The sequence below is a fragment of the Bradyrhizobium sp. Bra64 genome (assembly GCF_024519875.1).
In the GTDB taxonomy this organism is placed as follows: domain Bacteria; phylum Pseudomonadota; class Alphaproteobacteria; order Rhizobiales; family Xanthobacteraceae; genus Bradyrhizobium; species Bradyrhizobium japonicum_G.
In genome coordinates this window covers 59,705-80,556 of the sequence record NZ_JALJRD010000004.1, presented here as the reverse complement: position 1 = coordinate 80,556, position 20,852 = coordinate 59,705, and the positions used below count along the sequence as shown (strand labels likewise).

19 protein-coding genes are annotated in these 20,852 nt (G+C 66.5%); 10 read left to right on the top strand and 9 right to left on the bottom strand.

Going from position 1 to position 20,852, the window contains the following annotated elements; genetic code table 11:
• Window positions 1–68: 68 nt before the first annotated feature.
• Window positions 69–434 (bottom strand): hypothetical protein, encoded by a 366-nt coding sequence (locus NR187_RS15300; protein WP_211381655.1) that lies wholly within the window; start codon window positions 432–434, stop codon window positions 69–71.
• 67 nt (window positions 435–501) lie between these two features.
• The gene (locus tag NR187_RS15295; RefSeq protein ID WP_211381656.1) at window positions 502–1,425 is read right to left on the bottom strand and encodes a PaaI family thioesterase; all 924 of its coding nucleotides are present in this window, start codon (window positions 1,423–1,425) and stop codon (window positions 502–504) included.
• Between the two features lie 148 nt (window positions 1,426–1,573).
• Between NR187_RS15295 and NR187_RS15290 the strand changes: the two genes are divergently transcribed.
• Window positions 1,574–1,894, top strand: a complete 321-nt coding sequence (locus NR187_RS15290) for a hypothetical protein (RefSeq protein ID WP_211381657.1) — start codon at window positions 1,574–1,576, stop codon at window positions 1,892–1,894.
• A gap of 39 nt (window positions 1,895–1,933) precedes the next feature.
• Here the strand turns inward: NR187_RS15290 and NR187_RS15285 are convergent, their stop codons facing one another.
• On the bottom strand, window positions 1,934–3,403 hold the full coding sequence (locus NR187_RS15285; protein WP_211381658.1) for an amidase: 1,470 nt from the start codon (window positions 3,401–3,403) through the stop codon (window positions 1,934–1,936).
• 106 nt (window positions 3,404–3,509) lie between these two features.
• Window positions 3,510–4,634, bottom strand: a complete 1,125-nt coding sequence (locus NR187_RS15280; protein ID WP_211381659.1) for a ring-opening amidohydrolase — start codon at window positions 4,632–4,634, stop codon at window positions 3,510–3,512.
• A 459-nt stretch (window positions 4,635–5,093) separates the two neighbouring features.
• Between NR187_RS15280 and NR187_RS15275 the strand changes: the two genes are divergently transcribed.
• The 4 genes from NR187_RS15275 (at window position 5,094) to NR187_RS15260 (ending at window position 9,985) form a co-directional block, all read left to right on the top strand.
• Window positions 5,094–7,430, top strand: a complete 2,337-nt coding sequence (locus NR187_RS15275) for a Tex family protein (protein ID WP_256806969.1) — start codon at window positions 5,094–5,096, stop codon at window positions 7,428–7,430.
• Between the two features lie 255 nt (window positions 7,431–7,685).
• Window positions 7,686–8,129 (top strand): hypothetical protein, encoded by a 444-nt coding sequence (locus NR187_RS15270; protein WP_256806968.1) that lies wholly within the window; start codon window positions 7,686–7,688, stop codon window positions 8,127–8,129.
• Between the two features lie 100 nt (window positions 8,130–8,229).
• A complete protein-coding gene (locus tag NR187_RS15265; RefSeq protein ID WP_211381662.1) occupies window positions 8,230–8,922 on the top strand; it encodes a response regulator transcription factor in 693 nt (230 codons plus the stop codon).
• Entirely contained in the window at window positions 8,909–9,985 is a 1,077-nt protein-coding gene (locus NR187_RS15260; RefSeq protein WP_256806967.1) for an ATP-binding protein, read from the top strand. The genes NR187_RS15265 and NR187_RS15260 overlap by 14 nt, the downstream gene beginning before the upstream one ends.
• Here NR187_RS15260 and NR187_RS15255 read toward each other — a convergent pair.
• Both NR187_RS15255 and NR187_RS15250 read right to left on the bottom strand, forming a co-directional pair.
• Window positions 9,980–10,357 carry a response regulator transcription factor gene (locus tag NR187_RS15255; protein WP_211381664.1) on the bottom strand — a complete coding sequence of 126 codons (378 nt, stop codon included), beginning with the start codon at window positions 10,355–10,357 and terminating at the stop codon, window positions 9,980–9,982. The two genes, NR187_RS15260 and NR187_RS15255, sit on opposite strands and share 6 nt — an antisense overlap.
• Window positions 10,354–11,220, bottom strand: coding sequence for a S1C family serine protease (locus NR187_RS15250; RefSeq protein ID WP_211381665.1), 867 nt, complete (start codon window positions 11,218–11,220; stop codon window positions 10,354–10,356). The genes NR187_RS15255 and NR187_RS15250 overlap by 4 nt, the downstream gene beginning before the upstream one ends.
• 216 nt (window positions 11,221–11,436) lie before the next feature.
• Here NR187_RS15250 and NR187_RS15245 point away from each other — a divergent pair, with 216 nt between their 5' ends.
• From NR187_RS15245 to NR187_RS15235, 3 genes are all read left to right on the top strand, one after another.
• The gene (locus tag NR187_RS15245; RefSeq protein WP_256806966.1) at window positions 11,437–12,399 is read left to right on the top strand and encodes a VOC family protein; all 963 of its coding nucleotides are present in this window, start codon (window positions 11,437–11,439) and stop codon (window positions 12,397–12,399) included.
• Between the two features lie 65 nt (window positions 12,400–12,464).
• Window positions 12,465–13,340, top strand: a complete 876-nt coding sequence (locus NR187_RS15240; RefSeq protein WP_211381667.1) for a dihydrodipicolinate synthase family protein — start codon at window positions 12,465–12,467, stop codon at window positions 13,338–13,340.
• Window positions 13,341–13,453: 113 nt separating this feature from the next.
• Window positions 13,454–15,778, top strand: a complete 2,325-nt coding sequence (locus NR187_RS15235) for a xanthine dehydrogenase family protein molybdopterin-binding subunit (RefSeq protein ID WP_256806965.1) — start codon at window positions 13,454–13,456, stop codon at window positions 15,776–15,778.
• Between the two features lie 167 nt (window positions 15,779–15,945).
• Here NR187_RS15235 and NR187_RS15230 read toward each other — a convergent pair whose 3' ends face one another.
• The 3 genes from NR187_RS15230 to NR187_RS15220 are packed head-to-tail and all read right to left on the bottom strand — an operon-like array spanning window position 15,946 to window position 19,165.
• Window positions 15,946–17,142, bottom strand: coding sequence for an acyl-CoA dehydrogenase family protein (locus tag NR187_RS15230; protein ID WP_256806964.1), 1,197 nt, complete (start codon window positions 17,140–17,142; stop codon window positions 15,946–15,948).
• Window positions 17,143–17,157: 15 nt separating this feature from the next.
• Complete coding sequence (locus tag NR187_RS15225; protein WP_256806963.1) at window positions 17,158–18,306, bottom strand: acyl-CoA dehydrogenase family protein; 1,149 nt, start codon at window positions 18,304–18,306, stop codon at window positions 17,158–17,160.
• Window positions 18,307–18,310: 4 nt separating this feature from the next.
• Window positions 18,311–19,165, bottom strand: a complete 855-nt coding sequence (locus tag NR187_RS15220; protein WP_256806962.1) for an enoyl-CoA hydratase — start codon at window positions 19,163–19,165, stop codon at window positions 18,311–18,313.
• Between the two features lie 178 nt (window positions 19,166–19,343).
• On the opposite strand from NR187_RS15220, the gene NR187_RS15215 reads away from it, so the two are divergent.
• Both NR187_RS15215 and NR187_RS15210 read left to right on the top strand, forming a co-directional pair.
• The gene (locus NR187_RS15215; protein WP_211381672.1) at window positions 19,344–19,952 is read left to right on the top strand and encodes a LemA family protein; all 609 of its coding nucleotides are present in this window, start codon (window positions 19,344–19,346) and stop codon (window positions 19,950–19,952) included.
• Window positions 19,953–19,967: 15 nt separating this feature from the next.
• Window positions 19,968–20,849, top strand: a complete 882-nt coding sequence (locus NR187_RS15210) for a YgcG family protein (protein ID WP_211381673.1) — start codon at window positions 19,968–19,970, stop codon at window positions 20,847–20,849.
• Window positions 20,850–20,852 lie beyond the last annotated feature (3 nt).

The following is a 20,852-nucleotide window of genomic DNA, read 5'->3' as shown; positions in this document are numbered from 1 at the left end:
GTGCTTTAGCTTTTTATCTTGAGCATGATCTTTTCGGAAAATCGCGTCACACTTTTCCGGATCATGCTCTAGCTGCGTTTGGCTGACGGCAGCGGCAGCCGTTCGTGGCGGCGCTGGAAGCGCTGCCAGTGCAGCACGATGCCGATCAGCAGGGCCGGCACGAAGCCGAGCGCGATCAGGAAATGCGGCAGCTGGGTCGGCGAGATGAACGCGATGGCGATGTCGGAGATCAGCCAGAGCGCTGCGAACATCACCGCGAAATCGGTGCGCGGGCAGCGCAGATAGTAGAATACGGCGGTGATGACGATGGCGGGTCCGATGGCGATGCCGATCATCACCGCCGTCAGCTCCTTCGGCGTCAGCGCGTCGAGCATCATCGACGCCAGCAGCCAGAGCGCGGCGAACATGGCGATAATGTCGAGCGGATGCCGCAACCCAATACCTCTCGCGGGAACGCGCTATCGTTGTGGCCCGGCCCCCGGCCGTCAAGGGAAAATACGCCTATTCCTCGTCGCTTCCGGGCGTCGGGCGCAGCATGAAATGGCCGAAAGCGGTGGCGATCGGCTTGTTGGCATCGTCCTGCCAGGCCCGCGCCTCGAAGGCCACGATGCGCCGGCCCTGCTTCACGATCGAGACATTGGCAACAGTGTCGAGTGCGCGGCCGGAGCGTAAGTAGTTGACGGTGAGGCCGATCGGCTTCGGCAGCGCGGTGACGCCGAGCTCGCGCGCCACGCCGACGATTGCGCTGGTCTCGAGGAAGGCGCCGGTCATGCCGCCATGGATCGCGGGCAGGATCGGGTTGCCGATGATCTGCGGGGAGAACGGCATCGTCAGCGTGCCGTCGTCGTTGACACGGATGCCGAGGCAGCGCGCGAACGGGCTGTTCGCGAACGGGCCGTCCTGATCCTCCGGCGCTTCCAGCGTCGGGATGCTGCGCGCATCCATTCTGCGGTCCGCGAGCATGTTGGTGCGGTTGGCGCCGATCATGAAGCAGGCGGTCGCGGTCGCGACCGGATCGTCCTCGGACTCCTGGTAGGCGGTGGAGCGCACGAAGGCGATCGAGCGCGTGGTGCGATAGCAGACCGAATGCGCCTTGATGGCGAGACCCGGCGTCGCAGGCTTCTGGTAGTCGATCCGCAGATCGAGGGTTGCGATGGCGCGCGTGCCGTCGAGCGCAAGTTGCACCGCCATGCCGCAGCTTTCGTCCAGCATCGCGGTGACGACGCCGCCATGCAGCACGCCGGTCTCGGTGTCGCCGACGAAGACGGGCCGGTAGGGGAGGCTGGACCAGGCCTCGGCCGGCGCGAAGCGGTCGAGCTGGAGCCCGCTGATATGGCCGTAATCGGAGCGGCGGCCCTTGATCGCTTCGGCGAGTTCCTCGAACGGGAGCGTGGCGGGTGGAGTGGGCGTTGGTGATGTGGACATGACGACGTTCTAGACCAGTGGCGGGCGCCGCGCAAAACCCCGACTGCGCGTGGCAGGGCGCTCCCGCCGGGGCGGTTTAGCCTCGACAGGGCGGGCCGAAGCAACGATGGTGAGCGCATCGTCTCTCGACTAGCTGTAAGGAGTGCTCATGGCCGACCCCGAAACGCCCGCCACCAGCCAGGGGCCCGTCACCATTTCGAGCTCCAGCTCGGAGCGGGCGCCGATCATCTATTTCGACGGCGCGTCCTGCTTTGGCCACCACAACGGCGCGATCCAGATCGAGCTCGCGGCGAACCTCTTGATGCCGGTCGGCGCCGCCGTCAGGGTCGACGTGGTCCAGACCGCGCACTTACGTTGCAGCGTGGCCGCGGCGCTGGCGCTGCGCGAGGCTCTCGACAAGGCGCTCGCGATGTATCAGCAGGGGCGGCAGCAGCCGGCGGAGGAGGAAATACCGGCGGTCAAGAATTGAGGCAGGCGGCGCGATCGCAAGTCAATGCGATCAACTCGCTCAGCTCACATGCACCTTCGGCTTCCTGCCGCCGTTCCACTTGCCGTCGAGCGCGCGCTCGATCTGGGCGGCGAGTTGCAGCAACAGGCCGTCATTGGCCTGCTTGCCGATCGCCTGGATGCCGAGCGGCAGGCCGTGCTCGTGGGTCGCCATCGGCATCGAGATCGCGGGCATGCCGCAGAGATTGGCGAGCGGCGTGAAGGCGAAGAAGCGCCAGAGATTGCCGAACCAGTCGAGCACGTCGGGATTGTCGGAGATGGTGAGGTATTCCCTGGTGCCGACCTTCGGCGTCGGTAGCGCCGTGATCGGGGTCAGGATCACGTCCCACTGCTCGAAGAACGCGCCGAAACCGCGTGAGGTCGTATTGAACACGCCTTGCATCTTCGCCCGCTCGGCGAAGCTCGTCTGCCGGCCGGCTTCCCAGATACGGATGTTCATGGGCTCGATGAGATCTTCCGGCGGCTTTTCCAGTCCGCGCGCGGCAAGCATGTTGGAGATCACCACGGCGAAATTCGAGATGTAGCAGGTCGTCTGCGCCTCGAACGCGGCGCGGAAATCGAGCTCGGGCAGCGCGTAGTCGACGTGATGGCCGAGGCCCTCGAGGAAGCGGCCGGTCTTCTCCAGCTCGGCGGCGATGTGCGGCGTCGCCGTGTAGTCGCCCCAGCTGTGCGACAGCGCGATCCGGAGCTTGCCCGGGTCGCGCTTGATCATCTCGGAATAGGGCTGAGCCGTGGTCCAGAACGGCATGAACTCGCCGGGCGCAGGCCCGCGGGCGTGGTCGACGAAGGCGGCGGTGTCGCGAACCGAGCGCGACTGGCAGCCCTGGATCGAGACCAGGCCCGTGAGGTCGGACATGTGCGGCGCGAGCGAGAACACGCCGCGCGAAACCTTCAGCCCGATATTGCCGTTGACGCCGGCGGGAATGCGGATCGAGCCGCCGCCGTCGGTCGCGTGCGCGATCGGCACCACGCCGGCGGCCACCATCGCGGCGCTCCCGGCCGACGAGCCGCAAGTGGTGTAGTCGGTGTCCCAGGGATTGCGCGTGACATAGACGGCGGGATTGTCCGCCGAGCTGCATACGCCGAATTCCGGCGTCGTCGTGCGTCCGATCAGGTTGAGCCCCGCCTGACGGAATTTACCGGTCAGGAACGTGTCGGCAGCGGCGCGATTGCCGCGCATCAGCAGCGAGCCCATCTCCTGGAGCCGGCCCTTCATGGTCGGTCCCAGATCCTTCATCAGGAAGGGCAGACCGGCGAACGGGCCGGCGAGATTGGCGCCGTCCTTGGCGGGGTCGGCGATTACGTCCTCGAACAGCTCGACCACGCCCGACAGCGCCGGATTGACCTTGGCAACGCCCGCGGCGGCCTGGCGAGCCAATTCCTTTGCCGTCAGCTCTCCCTTGCGGACGCGCGCCGCCAGCCCCACGCCATCGTGCTGCGCCCATTCGTTCCAGCTCATCGGCAAAGTCATGAAGTCAAAATCCCTTGAGATGCGGCTCCACCTTTTTCGCAAGGGCCCGCGTGAATCAACTGAGCCGGCGCGAGGGGCAGGGTTGCGCCGGGCGGAGAGGTCCGCGTCAATAGGGCAGCCGCGCGATTACCGCAACCGGCCCGCCGCCCGCCGGCCCCTGATGCTCGGCGCCGCCGGAAACATAGACCGCGCCGGTGCCGGCAAGGCCCGCGATCAAGCCGCCGACGGCGGCGCGGGCATGGCGCGTCGAGCTGATGTCGGTATCTTCGAGCATGGTGTGGCGGAAGCCGCGCACGCTGCCGTCAGGCGAGGCTTCGGCCTTGGCGAAGATGTTGACGAGCTCGCGGCCCGCGGCGGCTTGCGGCGCGACGCCAAGTTGGACGCCAAGCCCGACGCTCCTCAGCGCCGACACCACCGCCGCTGCATCGATGGCGTCGTCCATCACGGAATGCCCGATCTCGAACCCGCTTGCCGACGACGCGGAGTTACCGAGCACGATGACGACGTTGTGCATCAGCTCGATCCCGGATGACGTAGACGCAACTGAGGAGAACAGATCGTAGCGCCGCAGCACGTCGTCGTCTTGGATGTCGGAGGCGACCTCACCGAGCGCGACCGCAACCCCGAGCGCCGAGGCGCCGCGCGAATAGGCCATCGAGCTGTAGGCGCTCGTCGTCGCCGTCTTGTGGCCGCGCGCGGCTGCCGCCTCGACTCGCTCGCTGGTGAGCAGCGGGCACTTGATCTGCACGAAATGGACATCGGCGGTTTCGGTGATACCCGCATCCTCCATCGCGGCTTTCACGGCTTTCGCCGTCTCCGTGATCTGGGCGGCGCGGCCGAGCTCTTCAGGAAGGAAATCGCGGGTGTGCGCCATGCCGATGCTCAGGCGCTTGCCCGAGATGCCTGGCGGCCGTTGCGCGACCTCGCTGCGCGTGAACACGGTGATATGAGGGCTGAGCACGCCCTCGGTGCCGCCCGACATCACGAAGGCGATGCGCTGCTCGACTTCGTGCGCGGAAAGGCCGAGCCGCGGCGCCAGCGCCGTGCACAGCGCTGCCACCGCATACTCCCTGGTAAAGTCGTTGACGCCGCCATTGCCCTCGGTCTTGCCGAGGATCGCCAGGATCGATGCCGGTTCGATCTCGCCGGAGCCGATCATGGCCATGAGGCCGGAAACGTCGCCGGGTCCCCTTGTGGCGATCTTGAAGACGCCGACCGATGAAGTCCGCATTGGAGTCCTCGCGTGGAGTTCGGTGGTCCGGCGGAGCAAACAGTCGTCGAACGGAGGCGGCTGTCAAGGTGCAAGCGATGGTCTCTCACAATCCCTTGCGCTGCCCGACGAGCAAAACACGCGAGCGCTTCCATTCGCGTTCTCGTGCCCCGGACGCGGCGCAGCGTCCCTTCGACGGTGCGCCGCAGAGCCGGGGCCCACGTCTCCGCATACAGTGGCGCCTCTGGATCCCGGCTCTGCGTCGCAATGCAAGAGCGTTGCAGCGCGTCCGGGACAAGAACATAATGACCGCCGGCGGCAAATCCACGATTGTGGCGAGATCGCATCTGGGCGACAAAAAATCCCCTGTCGACGGTTGCGCGCCGCACCTTGATGAATCAACCCCGGTTGGTCCATAAGCGGCGTCCCGCAGCCGGTGGTTCGTCCCCGCATTGCGTGCTTGGATAGAGGGATTCGCGCGTGGCAAATATCAACCAGAAGATTGCGCAGGAGCTTGGGGTCGGGGCGGAGCAGGTCGAGGCGGCGGTGACGCTGCTCGATGGCGGCGCCACGGTTCCCTTCATCGCCCGCTACCGCAAGGAAGCGACCGGTGCGCTCGACGACGCGCAATTGCGCACCTTGGAGGAGCGCCTGGGTTACCTGCGCGAACTCGAAGACCGCCGTAAGGCCATCCTCGAATCGGTCCGCGAGCAGGGCAAGCTCGATGCCGCGCTGGAAGCCTCCATTCTCGCCGCCGATAGCAAGGCGCGCCTCGAAGACATCTATCTCCCGTTCAAGCCGAAGCGCCGCACCAAGGCGGAAGTCGCCAAGGAAGCCGGCCTCGAGCCACTCGCCAACCAGCTCGTGGCAGAGTCCGGCAACGATCCGAAGGTCGTGGCCGAGGCCTATGTCAATGCCGAGAAGGGCGTCGCCGACGCCGCCGCCGCACTCGACGGCGCCCGCGCCATCCTGGTCGAGCGTTTCGACGAGGACGCCGATTTGATCGGCGTGCTGCGTGAGGAGATGTGGACCAATGCGCGCATGGCCTCCAAGGTGCGCGACGGCAAGAAGACCGAGGGCGAGAAGTTCGCCGATTATTTCGAGTTTTCCGAGCCGCTGACGAAACTGCCCTCGCACCGCATCCTGGCGATGTTCCGCGGCGAGAAGGAAGAGATTCTCGATCTGCAGATCCAGGCCGAGACCGAGGCGCCGCCGCCGGGCGTGCCGAGCGCCTATGAGCTGAAGATCATGAAGCGGTTCGGCATCGCCGATCTCAAGCGCGCCGGCGACCGCTGGCTGGTCGACACGGTCCGCTGGGCCTGGCGCACCAAGATCCAGGTGCATCTCAACATCGACCTGCGCATGCGGCTGTGGAATGCGGCCGAGACCGAGGCCGTGCGCGTGTTCGCCTCGAACCTGCGCGACCTGCTGCTGGCGGCGCCGGCCGGCACCCGCGTCACCATGGGTCTGGATCCCGGCTACCGCACCGGCGTCAAAGTCGCCGTTACCGACGCGACCGGCAAGGTCGTCGATACCGCCGTGATCTATCCGCACGAGCCGCAGCGGCAGTGGAACGAGTCGCTTGCAATCCTCGGCAAGCTTGCGCTCAAGCATCGCGTCGAGCTGATCGCTATCGGCAACGGCACCGCCTCGCGCGAAACCGATAAGCTCGCGGCCGATCTCGTCAAGGGCCTCGCCGAGTTGAAGATGACCAAGATCGTGGTGTCGGAGGCCGGTGCGTCGGTCTATTCGGCCTCGGCTTTCGCCTCGGAGGAATTGCCTGGTCTCGACGTCACCCTGCGCGGCGCGGTCTCGATCGCGCGGCGGCTGCAGGACCCGCTCGCCGAGCTCGTCAAGATCGAGCCCAAGGCGATCGGCGTCGGCCAGTATCAGCACGACCTCGGCCAGGCCAAGCTCGCCAAGTCGCTCGATGCGGTGGTCGAGGACTGCGTGAATGCCGTCGGCGTCGACGTCAACACCGCCTCGGCTCCGCTGCTCGCCCGCGTGTCGGGCGTCGGCTCCGGCCTGGCGCAGAGCATCGTCGCGCACCGCGACGCCAACGGCCCGTTCAAGTCGCGCAAGGCACTCAAGGAGGTGCCGCGGCTCGGACCCAAGGCGTTTGAGCAGTGCGCGGGCTTCCTGCGCATCCTCGGCGGCGAGGATCCGCTCGACGCCTCCGGCGTGCATCCGGAAGCCTATCCGGTGGTGCGCCGGATTCTCGCGGCCACCAAGAGCGACATCAAGGCGCTGATCGGCTCGAGCGAGATCGTGCGCACGCTGAAGCCGAAGGATTTCGTCGACGAGACCTTCGGCCTGCCGACCGTCACCGACATCCTGCGCGAGCTCGAGAAGCCCGGCCGCGACCCGCGTCCGGCGTTCAAGGCCGCGGTGTTCATGGAGGGCGTCGAGGAGATCAAGCATCTCAAGAAGGGCATGATCCTCGAGGGCACCGTGACCAACGTCGCCGCCTTCGGCGCCTTCGTCGACATCGGCGTGCACCAGGACGGGCTCGTGCACATTTCGGCGATGTCCAGGACCTACATCAAGGATCCGCGCGAGGTGGTGAAGCCCGGCGACATCGTCAAGGTCAAGGTGCTGGACTTCGAGGTCGCCCGCAAGCGCATCTCGCTGACGCTGCGCCTCGACGACGAGGTCGGCGCCAAGAAGGACGCCCCCGGCATGGAGCGCGACAACAATTCGCGCAACCCCGCTCGCATGACCTCGTCGGCCCCGCGCAAGCCGGAATCCTCCGGCGGCGGCGCCCTCGCCGAAGCCCTGCGCCGCGCGGCCGAGAAGAACGGCGGCAAGCGGGCGTGAGCTTTTAGCCTCTCCCTGCTCTTTGCGGGGAGAGGTCGCAGACTCTCCCCGCCTTGAGCTGCTCGACATCTAGAGAGTTCTATCCACGTCGTCATTGCTTCGTCGCGAGGGCTCCTCGCAATGACCAGGAGAGAGCCTGCGTCCCTAACACGCGCGTCAGAATCTGGCGCATTTGTAAGTTGAAGGTGAGGCGCATTTTCCTCATCTGATCCCCTGGAGCGGCGAGACTGTCGCCGCGACAAGGAGGATCTTCCGATGCACAAAAGGCTTCTCACGGGCATCGTCGCGGCGGCCGTGGCTGCGACGCTGGCAGTCGCTTCGCCCGTTCTCGCCCGCGGTGGAGGCGGTGGCGGCGGCCATGGTGGTGGTTTCGGTGGCGGCGGCCACGGCGGCTTCGGCGGCGGCATGCACGCGGGCGGTTTTGGTGGCATGCATGTCGGCGGTATGGGTGGTGCGCGCTTCGCCCATGTCGGCGGGCCGGCGTTTGGCGGCGCGCGGTTCTCTCATGCCGCGATCGGGCCGGGCTTCGCCGGCGTCGGCTGGCACGGCCACCACGCCTTCTTCCATCACCATCACTTGCGCCGTTTCGCCGTCTTCGGCGCGCCTTATTACTACGCCGGCTACAATGATGGTTGCTGGCGCAGAAGCTGGACGCCCTATGGATTGCAATGGGTCAATGTGTGCGGAGACTACTGGTAGTCGCATCGCCGTACCGCACCATTGTCGCGATCGCCATCGGGCGGTTCCGCTCAGCCCCGGAACGGGATAGTCTGGTGGCGATCGTCGCGGGGAGTTTGCCATGACCGGAGGCCACCGTCGCATCCTGGTCGTCGAGGACGATCCGGAAACCGCAGGCCAGCTCGTCGAGGAGCTGACGACCTCCGGCTACGACGTCGATCTCGCAGCCAGCGGGCGCGAAGCCCTGAGTCATGGCATCGCGCGCAACTATGCCGTGATCACCATCGACCGCATGCTGCCTGACATCGACGGCATCACCGTGATGCGCCAATTGCGCGACGACGGCATCGCCGCGCCGTTCCTGATCATCTCCGCGCTCGGCGAGGTCGATGATCGCGTGCGGGGTCTGCGCGCCGGCGGTGACGATTATCTCGTCAAGCCGTTTTCCTTCACCGAATTGCTGGCGCGGCTCGAGGCGCTCGGCCGCCGCAGCGAGACCGTCGCCAAGGAGACGATCTTGCGGGTCGGCGACCTCGCCATCGACCTGATCGCGCGCAACGCCAGCCGCCGCGGCCGCAAAATCCCGCTGCTGCCGCGGGAATTCCAGCTGCTCGAATATCTCGTCCGCAACGAGGGCCGCGTCGTCTCGCGCGCGATGCTGCTCCAGCACGTCTGGGACCTGCATTTCGATCCCTCCACCAACATCATCGACGTCTATGTCGGACGCGTCCGCCGCAAGGTCGACGATGCCCAGGCCTATCCGTTGATCCACACCATCCGCGGCATCGGATATTGCCTCCGTGCTCCTGGTTAAGACGCTCCGCTCCTCGACCTTCCGCCTCGCGCTGATCGCGATCGCGGCGTTCGGGCTGATCGTCGCCGCGATCATGGCGTATGTCTACTTCGGCACCATTGCCTTTGTGCGGAGCCGGGTCGGTGACGCCGGCGATCACGGCGGCTTCACCGCGATGATCGAGCTTGCGATGGTCGCGGTCGCCCTGTTGCTCCTGGTGCTCGCCGGGCTGGCGGCCGTGCTGGTGACGCGCCGGACGGTCGGGCGGATCGAGGAGATCAATGCCACCAGCCGCGCCATCATGCTGTCCGGTCTCGACCGGCGCATCCCCTTGCGCGGCAGCCACGACGAGTGGGACCGCGTGGCGGAAAACCTCAACCATATGCTCGATCGCATCGAGACGCTGATGGGCGAGGTCAAGCAGGTCAGCGACAACGTCGCTCACGATCTGCGCACGCCGCTGACACGCATGCGGGGCCGGCTGGAGAAGGCCTATCATGCCCCGCGCGCAGGCGAGGCAGATGCGGCGCTGATCGGCGACACCATCGCCGATCTCGACGCCGTGCTGGGCATGTTCGCCTCCATCACGCGGATCTCGGAGATCGAGACCCGCGCCCGCAGGAGCGCCTTTCGCGCGCTCAATCTCGCCGAGGTCGCCGGCGAGGTCGTCGAGCTCTACGATGCCGCAGCCGAACAGGTCGCGACGCGGCTCAGCCTTGGCGGCGACCGCGAGGTGGCGATCACGGGCGATCGCGACCTTCTGTTCGACGCGATCGCCAATCTCGTCGATAACGCGATCAAGCACGGGCGGACGGGAGGGCAGGTCACCGTGACCTGTCGCGGCGCCGGCGCCGGTGGCGGGGCGACGATCGCGATCGCGGACGATGGTCCGGGCATTCCAGTTGAGGCGCGCGATCACGTCTTCAAGCGCTTCTACCGGCTCGAACAGAGCCGCTATACCCCGGGCAACGGCCTGGGCTTGAGCCTGGTTGCCGCCGTTGCCGGCCTCCACGGCGCAGAGATCGCGCTGCACGACAATGCGCCGGGCCTCACGGTCCAGCTCACCTTCCCGGCGACATCATAGCTCGATCACGCCGCGGCGCGCGGCATGCGCCACCGCATCGGTACGACCGGTGGCATCGAGCTTGTCCAGCAGCGAGCCGACGTGAAACTTCACGGTGTGCACGGAGATGCCGAGCTGACGCGCGATCATCTTGTTGGAGCCGCCCTCGGCCATCAGCGCCAGCACGTCGAGCTCGCGCTGCGTCAGCGCGATGTCGTCGGGCATGGTGCGCGCGTCGCGGGCGACGACCGTCGCAGCCGCTTGCTCGCCGGGCGCGGCAAGGCGAAGCCCGGCGACATTGCCGAGCAGCGTCGCCAGGCGGTCGGCGAGGGCGGGATCGTCGATCTCAAGCGACAGCACGATCTCCGGCGTCTTCGTCTCGTCCTCGCTCACGCCTCCGGCCTTTCGCCGACCGTGACCTTGAAGCTGACCGGCTCGCCGCCGCGACGCGCTGCGACATCGACCACCGCGCCGACGCTCGCCGGACCCAGGGTGCGCGACAGCGCGCGTACGCCGGACAGCTTCTGGTCGTTGACCGCGACGATGACGTCGCCCTGGCGGATGCCGGCCGCGGCCGAAGGTCCGGCCTTGTCGACGTTCATCACCATCGCGCCGATTCCGTCGTCGAGCCGCACCGGCTGGAGCCCGAGGCCGAGATAGCCGCGTGCGATGCGGCCGCGTGTCTCGAGCTGGGCCGCGACCCGCTCGATTGTCGCCGTCGGGATCACCAGCACGCGCCTGGGGCCGAGCACGGCCATGCCGAAAGCTTCACCCGATGCATCGAGCGCGAGGCCGCCCTGCTGGCTGGAGCGCAGGCGGACGTCGAGCTCGATCCGCGCGTCGATGTCGCCGCCGCGCAGGCTGCGCCAGCTCTTGCCGGACAGCGACACCATCCCGAGCGCGGCGCTCGGCGCGTCGCGATGGGTGGCGACCACGACCGACAGCGCGCCAAGGGATGGGATGGTGGCGGCCAGCTTGACTGGCGCGGGGCCGGCATCGATGCGCAGCAGCGCGATATCGGTCGTGTGGTCGCGGCCGGCGATCGTTGCGGCCGCGGTGCCGCCGTCAGGGAGGCCGATCTCGACCTCCCCCTCGTCAGCCAGGGCCTCGTCTGCAGTGACGATCAGGCCTGGCTTCCAGACGAAGCCGGTCGCGCGGGAGCGGTGCGAGTGCACGGAGACGACGGACGGTGCGGTGCGGGCCACCACATCCGCGAGAGCGGACGACAGTGAGGACAGAGGAGTTGGGTCGGTCATGGCTGGCTCCTGTAAGTTGTCCTCAATCTGGGATGTCGCGGCCGATCGCGTAACTGGCCGCATGGCCAGGAAAATGGCCAGGAAAAATGGCCAAGCAAGCTGATCCGTAAGACCACGGCCGACGAACATGTGATTGGGAGGCGCTCACGGGAACGTGTAGCAATCGGCCGACACTGCGCCGCACGGCGCTCAAGCGTTTCCAGCGAGCCCCGATTGATGACCATCGACCTCACCCGCCGCACCATGCTTCAACTCGCCGGCGCCACCTCGCTGGCGATGGCCGCGGCCGCGGCGCGCGCCGAGGGTATGCCGCAGGGCGGGGGGCCGACCTATGCCAGCCGTACGCCGATGCGGGTCGGCATGGTGACGCTGCGGGTGAAGAATCTCGACAAGGTGGCGGGCTACTACCGCGACGTGATCGGACTCACCGTCATGCAACGCTCGGCTGCGGCCGCAACGCTCGGCACGGCCGGCATCGCGCTGCTGGTGCTGGAGGCCCGCCCCGACGCCGCAATCGAGCCGCGGGACGCCGCCGGCCTCTACCACACCGCCTTCCTGATGCCGACGCGCAAGGACCTCGCGCGCTGGCTGGTGCATGCGGCCTCGCATCGCGTGCCGCTGTCGGGCTTCGCCGATCATCTCGTCAGCGAATCCGTCTATCTCGACGATCCCGAAGGCAACGGCATCGAGGTCTATGCCGACCGCGATCCCTCGCAATGGCAGTGGAGCGAGGGCAGCGTGAAGATGGCGACCGACGAGCTCAACATCCCCGACCTGCTGTCGCTGACCAACACGCGCGTCGCCGACTACGCCAAGGCGCCGGACGGTCTGCGCATCGGTCACATGCATCTGCGCGTCGGCGATCTCGCGCAGGCCGAGAGCTTCTATCACGGCACGATCGGCCTCGATCCGACGCGCAAGCGCAACGGCGCCGCGTTCCTGTCGTCGGGCCGCTATCACCATCACCTCGGCATGAACGTCTGGCAGAGCCAGGGCGCCGGCCAACGCGACGATCAGGCAACCGGCCTCGCCTGGTTCTCACTGGTGACGGCGAAGCCGGATCTGCTCGCCGCCCAGGAGGAGCGCCTGCGCAAGGGCGGCGCGAAGGTCACGGCGCTCGCGAATGGCGTTGAGGCGATCGATCCCTGGGGCACGCGGGTGCGCCTGATCGGGGTTTGATCGCGGGCGCGAGCGTTGGTAATACCGGTCAGGCGCTCAGCCAGTTTCCGGGATCCACACCTGACATGTCCGATTTTCACGGCGTCTTCCCCTATCTCGTCTCGCCCGTCGATGCCGACGGCACGGTGCGCACGAACGTACTTGCAAAACTTTGCGACGATCTGATCGGCGCCGGCGTGCACGGGCTGACGCCGCTCGGTTCGACCGGCGAATTCGCCTATCTCAACGCCGTGCAACGCACGGCGATCGTGCAGACCACGATCGAGGCGGCGAAGGGACGTGTGCCGGTTGTCGCCGGCGTGGCCGCGACCACGACGGCGGATGCGGTCGCACAGGCGAAAGCGTACCAGAAGCTCGGCGCCGACGGCATCCTGGCGATCCTGGAAGCCTATTTTCCGCTCGCCGATGCCCAGGTCGAATCCTACTTCCGCAGCATTGCCGACGCGGTGGATATCCCCGTCGTCATCTACACCAATCCGCAATTCCAGCGCTCCGATCTGACGCTCGACATCATCGCGCGCCTCGCCGGGCATCCGCGCATCGGCTACATCAAGGATGCCTCGACCAACACCGGCCGGCTGCTCTCGATCATGAACCGCTGCGGCGATGCCTTGCGCGTGTTCTCGGCCTCCGCCCACATCCCCGCCGCGGTGATGCTGATCGGCGGCCTCGGCTGGATGGCGGGACCTGCCTGCATCGTCCCGCGTCAGAGCGTCGCGCTTTACGACCTGTGCAAGGCCGGCCGCTGGGACGAGGCCATGGCGCTCCAGCGCAGGCTGTGGCGCATCAACGAGGCCTTCGCCCGCTTCAACCTCGCCGCCTGCATCAAGGCGGGGCTGGCGATCCAGGGCTACGACGTCGGCGACCCCGTCCCTCCGCAGGCGGCCCTGACGGCCGATGCGCGCAAGGTGGTGGAAGCGGCGCTGCTGGAGCTTGCATAGCGCATCCGGCATGACGAAATCGTGGATATGCCGCCTAAAACCCCGGCTGGTCTCGGCTGCCTCGATCCGCTAAAAGGCTGCCGCATTTCAAGAGACCTCGAGGACCCAGCGGAATGAACATTCTTCCCGGCAATTTGCGTTTCGGAGCGGGGCAGCCCGTCAGGCGTTTGGAAGACCAGCGGCTGCTCACCGGGAAGGGGCAGTTCATCGACGACAAGCCGGAGGATGGCGCGCTGTGGTTGCACGTGCTGCGCTCGCCGCATGCCCACGCGAAGATCGTCTCGATCGAGACCGGCGCGGCGGCCGCGATGCCCGGCGTCACCGCGATCTACACCGGCGCCGACCTCGTCAAGGACGATATCGGCACCATCCCGACCCTGAGCATCTTCAAGCGCCCCGACGGCAAGCCGATGACCGTGCCGCCGCGGCGCCTGCTGGCCCACGAGGTCGTGCGCTACGCCGGCGAGGCGATTGCGGCGGTGGTGGCGGCCTCTCGCGCGGAAGCGCAGAGCGCGGCCGAAGCGATCGTGGTCGAATACGACGTGCAGCCGGCGGTGGTCGATCCGGTCGAGGCGGTCAAGCTCGGCGCGCCCGTAGTGTGGCCGGAGGCGCCCGACAACATCGTCGGCGCGATGAGCTATGGCGACGCCGCCAAGGTGGACGAGGCTTTTGCCAGCGCGGCGCATACGGTCGAGCTCGACCTCGTCAGCCAGCGCCTCGTGCCGTCGGCGATGGAGCCGCGCTCCACCATTGCCGAGATCGACAAGACGTCCGGACGGCTCCTCCTGCACGTGCAGTCGCAGACGCCCGCCTCGACCCGCGACGTGCTGGCGGAAGCCGTGCTGAAGCGCCCGAAGGACAGCGTCCGCGTGCTGGTCGGCGATATCGGCGGCGGCTTCGGCCAGAAGACCAACCTCTATCCCGAGGACGGTATCGTCGCCTATGCCGCGACCAAGCTGAACAGGAAGATCCGCTGGCGCGGCGATCGCACCGACGAATTCGTCGGCGGCACCCATGGCCGCGATCTGACCTCCACCGCCTCCTTCGCGCTCGACGAGAAGGGCAAGGTGCTGGCCTATCGCGTCAAGTCGATCGGCTGTACCGGCGCGTATTCCTCAGGCGCAGCCAACATCATTCCGCTGGTGCTCGGACCGTTCGTGCAGACCGGCGTCTACGACCTGCCGCTGGTGCATTTCGAGGTGAAGTCGGTGATGACCAACACCGCGCCCGTCGGTGCCTATCGCGGCGCCGGCCGGCCGGAGGCCGTGTTCATCGTCGAGCGCCTGTTCGATGCCGCCGCGCGAAAAATCGGCATGGACCCGCGCGCGATCCGGAAAGCGAACTACATCAAGCCGGCGCAGCTGCCCTACACCAACGCGGCGGGCCAGGTTTACGATTCCGGTGCCTTCGCCCACATGCTCGACCGCGCCGTGAAGCTTGCGGACTGGGACGGCTTTGCCGCGCGCAAGAAGGCCGCGAAGAAGAAGGGCTTGCTCTACGGACGCGGCCTCACCTCCTATATCGAATGGACCGGCGGCCGCGCTCACACCGAGAAGGTCAGCCTGCATGCGACCTCGCAGGGTCGCGTCGTGCTTCATTCCGGCACCATGGCGATGGGACAGGGGTTGCAGACCACCTACACCCAGATGATCTCCGACACGCTCGGAATTGCCATGGACAAGATCGACGTGGTCCAGGGCGACACTGATCTGGCCATGGGTTTTGGCAGCGTCGGCTCGCGTTCGCTGTTCGTCGGCGGCACCGCGGTTGCGGTCTCCTCCAACGACATGATCCAGAAAGCGCGCGAGAAGGCGGCGAACGTGCTGGAAACGTCGGTCGAGGACATCGAATATCAGGGCGGCATGCTGACCGTGGTCGGCACCGACCGCCGCATCAGCCTGTTCGATCTCGCCGAGAAGGAGAGCGGCGCCAGGCTCAGCGTCGATTCCGAAGGCGAGGTGGATGGGCCGAGCTGGCCGAACGGAACGCATATCTGCGAGGTCGAGATCGACCCGGAGACCGGCGTCTCCAAGGTGGTGCGCTACACCACGGTCGATGACGTCGGCGTCGCCGTGAACCCGATGCTGGTGACCGGCCAGATCCATGGCGGCGTCGCGCAGGGCATCGGCCAGGCGCTGTATGAGGGCGTCTCGTACGATGCCGATGGCCAGCTCCTCACCGCGAGCTACCAGGATTACTGCATCCCGCGCGCTGACGACGTGCCGCCGATCGAGGTGACGCTTGACGATTCCGCGCCGTGCCGCACCAACCCGCTCGGCGCCAAGGGCTGCGGCGAGTCCGGCGCCATCGGCGGTCCGCCCTGCGTCACCAACGGCGTGATGGACGCGCTCGCCGAGCTCGGCATCACCCAGCTCAACACTCCGCTCACGCCGCAGAAGATCTGGAAGGCGATCAGGGACGCGAGGGCGGCGGGTTAGTTACGCGGCGTGTAGCCCGGATGGAGCGCAGCGAAATCCGGGCCCGCGCTATTGCCACGACGTCATTGCGAGCGCAGCGAAGCAATCCAGAGTCCCTCCACGGAAGGATTCTGGATTGCTTCGTCGCAAGGGCTCCTCGCAATGACGAAGGAGAGAGGCGTATCCCGTCAAATCCCCAGCATCATCTTCGCAATGATGTCTCGCTGGATCTCCGAGGTGCCGCCGAAGATCGTGTAGGCGCGGCCGTTGAGATATTCCGGCACCACCGTCAGCATCTCCTCCGGCATCGCCGGCTCGTGGTTGAGCTTGTAGAGCGGGCGCATCGGCTCGACGACGAGTGCGTCGTGGCCGATCACATCGGCGCCCAACCGCGTTACGGCCTGACGGATCTCGCTGTTGCGCAGCTTCAGGATCGACGACACCGCGCCGGGATTCTGCCCGGTCTGCAGCGCCGAGAGCACGCGCAGCTCCGTCATCTCCAGCGCGTCGATGTCGATCTCGACCTCCGAGATGCGCGTTGCGATGTCGGGGCTGTCGATCGCGCGGCCGGTCAGGTCGGATTCGGCGAGCTCCGCGATTGCCTTCAGCCCCTCGCGCAGTTTCGCTGACGCAATCCCCGAGCCGCGCTCGAACTCGAGCAGATATTTGCCGTAGGTCCAGCCCTTGCCTTCCTCGCCGACGCGGTTGGCCACGGGCACGCGGACGTCGTCGAAGAACACCTGGTTGACCTCGTGGTCGCCTCCGATGGTGAGGATAGGCCGCGTGGTGATGCCCGGCGTCTTCATGTCGATCAGGACAAAACTGATGCCGTCCTGCTGCCGCGGCCCGTCACTGGTGCGCACCAGCGCGAACATGCGGTTGGCGTGGTGGGCGTGCGTGGTCCAGATTTTTGTGCCGTTGATGATGTAGTCGTCGCCGTCGCGCACCGCGCGGGTCTTCAGCGAGGAGAGGTCGGAGCCGGAGCCCGGCTCGGAATAGCCCTGGCACCAGTAGTCTTCGCCAGACAGGATTCGCGGCAAATAGAAATTCTTCTGCTCCGGCGAGCCGAAGCCGATGATGACGGGCCCCACCATCTTCACGCCCATCACGTTGACGTTCGGCACCCCGGCGCGTGCGGATTCGGTCTCGAAGATCCAGCGCTGCGCCGGCGTCCAGTCCGGCCCGCCATGCTCGACCGGCCAGCCCGGCGCGCCCCAACCCTGCTTGTGCAGCGCGCGCTGCCAGGCCATGCCGATGTCAGGGTCGGAGAACACCGACGGCGTCAGTGCGGTCGCGCGCTTCATCTCGTCGTTGAGATTCTTCGCAATGAAGCCGCGCACCTCGTCCTGGAAGGCGCGCTCCTCGGCATTGAACGACAGGTCCATGATGCGATCCTCTGGTCAGGCCGGAATGGTGATGCGGCCAAGCCGGGCGTGGCGGCCATAATGATGCGCGCTGCCGCCGAACAGCGTGTCGAAGGCGACGAGGCGCTTGAAATAGGCGCCGACCTCGAGCTCCTCGGTGACGCCCATGCCGCCGTGGAGCTGGATCGACTGCTCGCCGACGAAGCGCGCGCATTTTCCGATCTTCGCTTTCGCGCCCGAGGCCGCTCGCGCCCGCTCGACCGGCGGGCTATCTGCCTTCAGCGCTGCGCGCAACGCCATCGATCGCGCCTCGTCCACTTGCATCGCCATGTCGGCGAGGCGGTGGCGGATTACCTGGTTCGCCGAGAGCGGCCGGCCGAATTGCTTCCGGATCTTGGTGTATTCCAGCGTGGTGTCGAGCAGCGTCTGCATGATGCCGACGGCTTCCGCACCGAGCGCGGCGATGGCGCGATCGATCGCCCATTCGATCGCTGGTAACGCGTCGCTGCCGTTGCCGAGCAGAGAATCCCCCGGCAGTTGCACGTCCGCCAGCTCGATATTGCAGGCCCTCCCACCGCCGAGGCGCTCATAGTCGCTGACGACGAGGGTCGGCGCCGTCGCTGGCACAAGAAACAGGCCGATCCGTCCCGACGGCCCCTGATGATCGTGGATATGCGCGGAGACGATGATCTCGTCGGCGGCATGACCGTCGAGCACCGCGATCTTGCTGCCGGCAAGCCGCCAGCCCTGCGCGGTCTTGTTCGCGGTCGCTGCGACCTTGGCGAGATCGAACCGCGCGGTGCGCTCGGAATGCGCGAATGCGAGCTTCAACGATCCGTCTGCGATCTTCGGCAGGCTCGCCTGCTTTTGCATCGAGTTGCCGCATTTCTCGATCAAGGCGGCACCGAGCACCACGGTCGCGATGTAGGGCTCCGACACCAGCCCGCGCCCAAAGGCCTCCATCAGGATGCCGATCTCGACCGCGCCGCCGCCGAGCCCGCCGAGCTCTTCAGGTATCGGCAGCGCCAGCCAGCCGAGCTCGGCGAACTGCTTCCACACCGCAGGACTGAAGCCGAGCGGATCGTTCGCCATCTTGCGGCGGTGATCGGCATCGTAGCTTTCGGCCACGAAGCGTTCCGCGCTTTCGCGCAGCAGCCGTTGCTCGTCGCTGAGATTGAGGTCCATGGCGCTACTCCGCGGCCGCCGGCGGCTTGCGCACGGAGGGATGCAGTCCGGACGGATCGACCACCATGCCGAACTCCTGGAGATTATGCGCGTGACAGAGCTGATGCAGCGCAAAGGCCTGGTCGATCGCGGCCGGCTGGCCCATCACGTCGACCGAGCGGTTGACGGCTTCCTTGGTCAGCTTCAGTGCAAATGACGGCTTCGATGCGATCCTGCGCGCCAGCTCCAGCACGGACGCCGAGAGCTCCGCACGCGGCACGACCCGATTGACCATGCCGAGCTGATGCGCCTCTTGTGCGCTCCAGGCATCGGCGGTGAACAGGAACTCCTTGGCCTTGCGCGGGCCAAGCTCCCAGGGATGCACGAACCATTCAACGCCGCAAACGCCCATGGTGACGACGGGATCGCAGAACTGCGCATCGTCGCTGGCGACGATGAGGTCGCAGGCCCAGGCCAGCATCAGTCCGCCGGCGATGCACTTGCCGTGCACCTCGGCGATGGTGGGTTTGGCGAGGTTGCGCCAGCGCCGCGTGATCTGGAGATAAATTTCCTGCTCGCGCGCAAAGCGGCCATGGGCGTTGGGCTCGGCAAAGCCGCCCCAATTTCCTACCGGTGGAAAATCGACGCCTGCGGCATTCTTGCCACCAGGGCGAAGGTCGTGGCCGGAGGAGAAGTGCGGCCCGTTGCCGGCGAGGACGATGACCTTGACCGCGTCGTCCTGCACCGCTTCGTCGAAGGCGGCATTGAGGTCGTAGGTCATTTGCAGGTTCTGCGCGTTGCGCGCATCGGGCCGGTTCATCACGATCCGGGCAATTGCCGGCTCCGGCCGCTCCATGAGGATGGTCTCGAACGAGGACATCGCGTTCCCTCTGGCGTTTCCGGTTTGATCTTGTTGTTCCGCTAAGTTGACTATGTCGGCCAAGGATAGGCAAGAGGCTTGCGTCAGTCGGCTGCTTTTCGCGCCGCCGGCGCAAGATGTCTGGCACCACGCGCACTCAATCTGGTAGTTTGCACCGGATTCCACCGGGAGAAATTTGATGCGCAAGATACTGACCGTGCTGGCGGCCCTGGCCTCGCTGAGCCTCACCAATTGCGGCTACAACGCGATCCAGAGCGAGGACGAGCAGATCAAGGCCAACTGGTCCGAGGTCGTGAACCAGTATCAGCGCCGCGCCGATCTCGTGCCCAATCTCGTCAACTCGGTGAAGGGTTTTGCGCAGCAGGAAAAGGACGTTCTGCTCGGCGTCACCAATGCCCGTGCCAAGGTCGGCAGCATCCAGGCGACGCCGGAGGTGCTGAACGACCCAGCAGCCTTCCAGAAGTTCCAGGCCGCGCAGGGCGAGCTCTCGAGCGCGCTGTCGCGCCTGCTTGTCGTCACCGAGAATTATCCGCAGCTCAAATCGGATGCGCTGTTCAAGGATTTGATGTCCCAGCTCGAAGGCACCGAGAACCGCATCACGGTAGCGCGCAACCGCTACATCAAGGCGGTGCAGGAGTACAACGTCACCATCCGCTCGTTCCCGAGCAACCTGACCGCGATGATGTTCGGCTACAAGGAGAAGCCGAATTTCTCGGTCGAGAACGAGAAGGAAATCTCGACCGCGCCGAAGGTTGATTTCAACCCGTCGCCCGCGCCCTCGAAATAGCGCCGTCGGCTGACGATGCGCTCCATCAAAGGCTTCCTGATTGCGATCGTCCTGATATGGGCGTCCGCAGCGGCCGCCGACGTCGCGGTGCCGCAGCTCACCGGGCGTGTGGTCGATCAGACCGGCACGCTCTCCAGCGGCGACATCGCCGCGCTGTCACAAAAGCTGCAGGACTTCGAGACGCGCAAGGGCAGCCAGCTCGCCGTCCTGATCGTGCCGACGACACAGCCGGAGACGATCGAGCAGTTCTCGATCCGCGTTGCGGAGACCTGGAAGATCGGACGCAAGAAGGTCGATGACGGCGCGATCCTCGTCGTGGCCAAGAACGACCGGCACCTTCGCATCGAGGTCGGCTACGGCCTCGAAGGCGCGCTCACCGACGTCACCTCGCGGCGCATCATCGACGAGATCGTCACGCCGAAGTTCAGAACGGGCGATTTCAGTGGCGGCATCTCGGATGGCGTCGATCGGATGATCCGCGTCATCGACGGCGAGCCGCTGCCGGTTCCCTCGCCCAGCGTGAATTTCGGCAATCTGGACGATATCGCGCCGCTCTTCATCGTGACGCTGTTCGCCTCGATCGGCGTCGGAGGATTCTTCCGGGCCATGCTGGGGCGGCTGCTCGGATCATTGGCGACCGGGGGCATCGTCGCAGCATTGACCTGGCTCATTCTAGGTTCCTTCGCGCTCGCCATCGCTCTCGGAGCCCTCGGCTTCATCATCGGATTCATCGCCGACCTGTTCTCGGCGATGGGACCAGGCACGGGAGCGTCGCGTCGAGGCTCGTGGCAGAGCGGGTCCTCGGGAGGTGGCTGGAGCAGCGGATCGTCGTCGAGCGGCGGATTCAGCGGCGGTGGCGGCAGTTTCGGCGGCGGCGGCGCCTCGGGGAGCTGGTAGGTC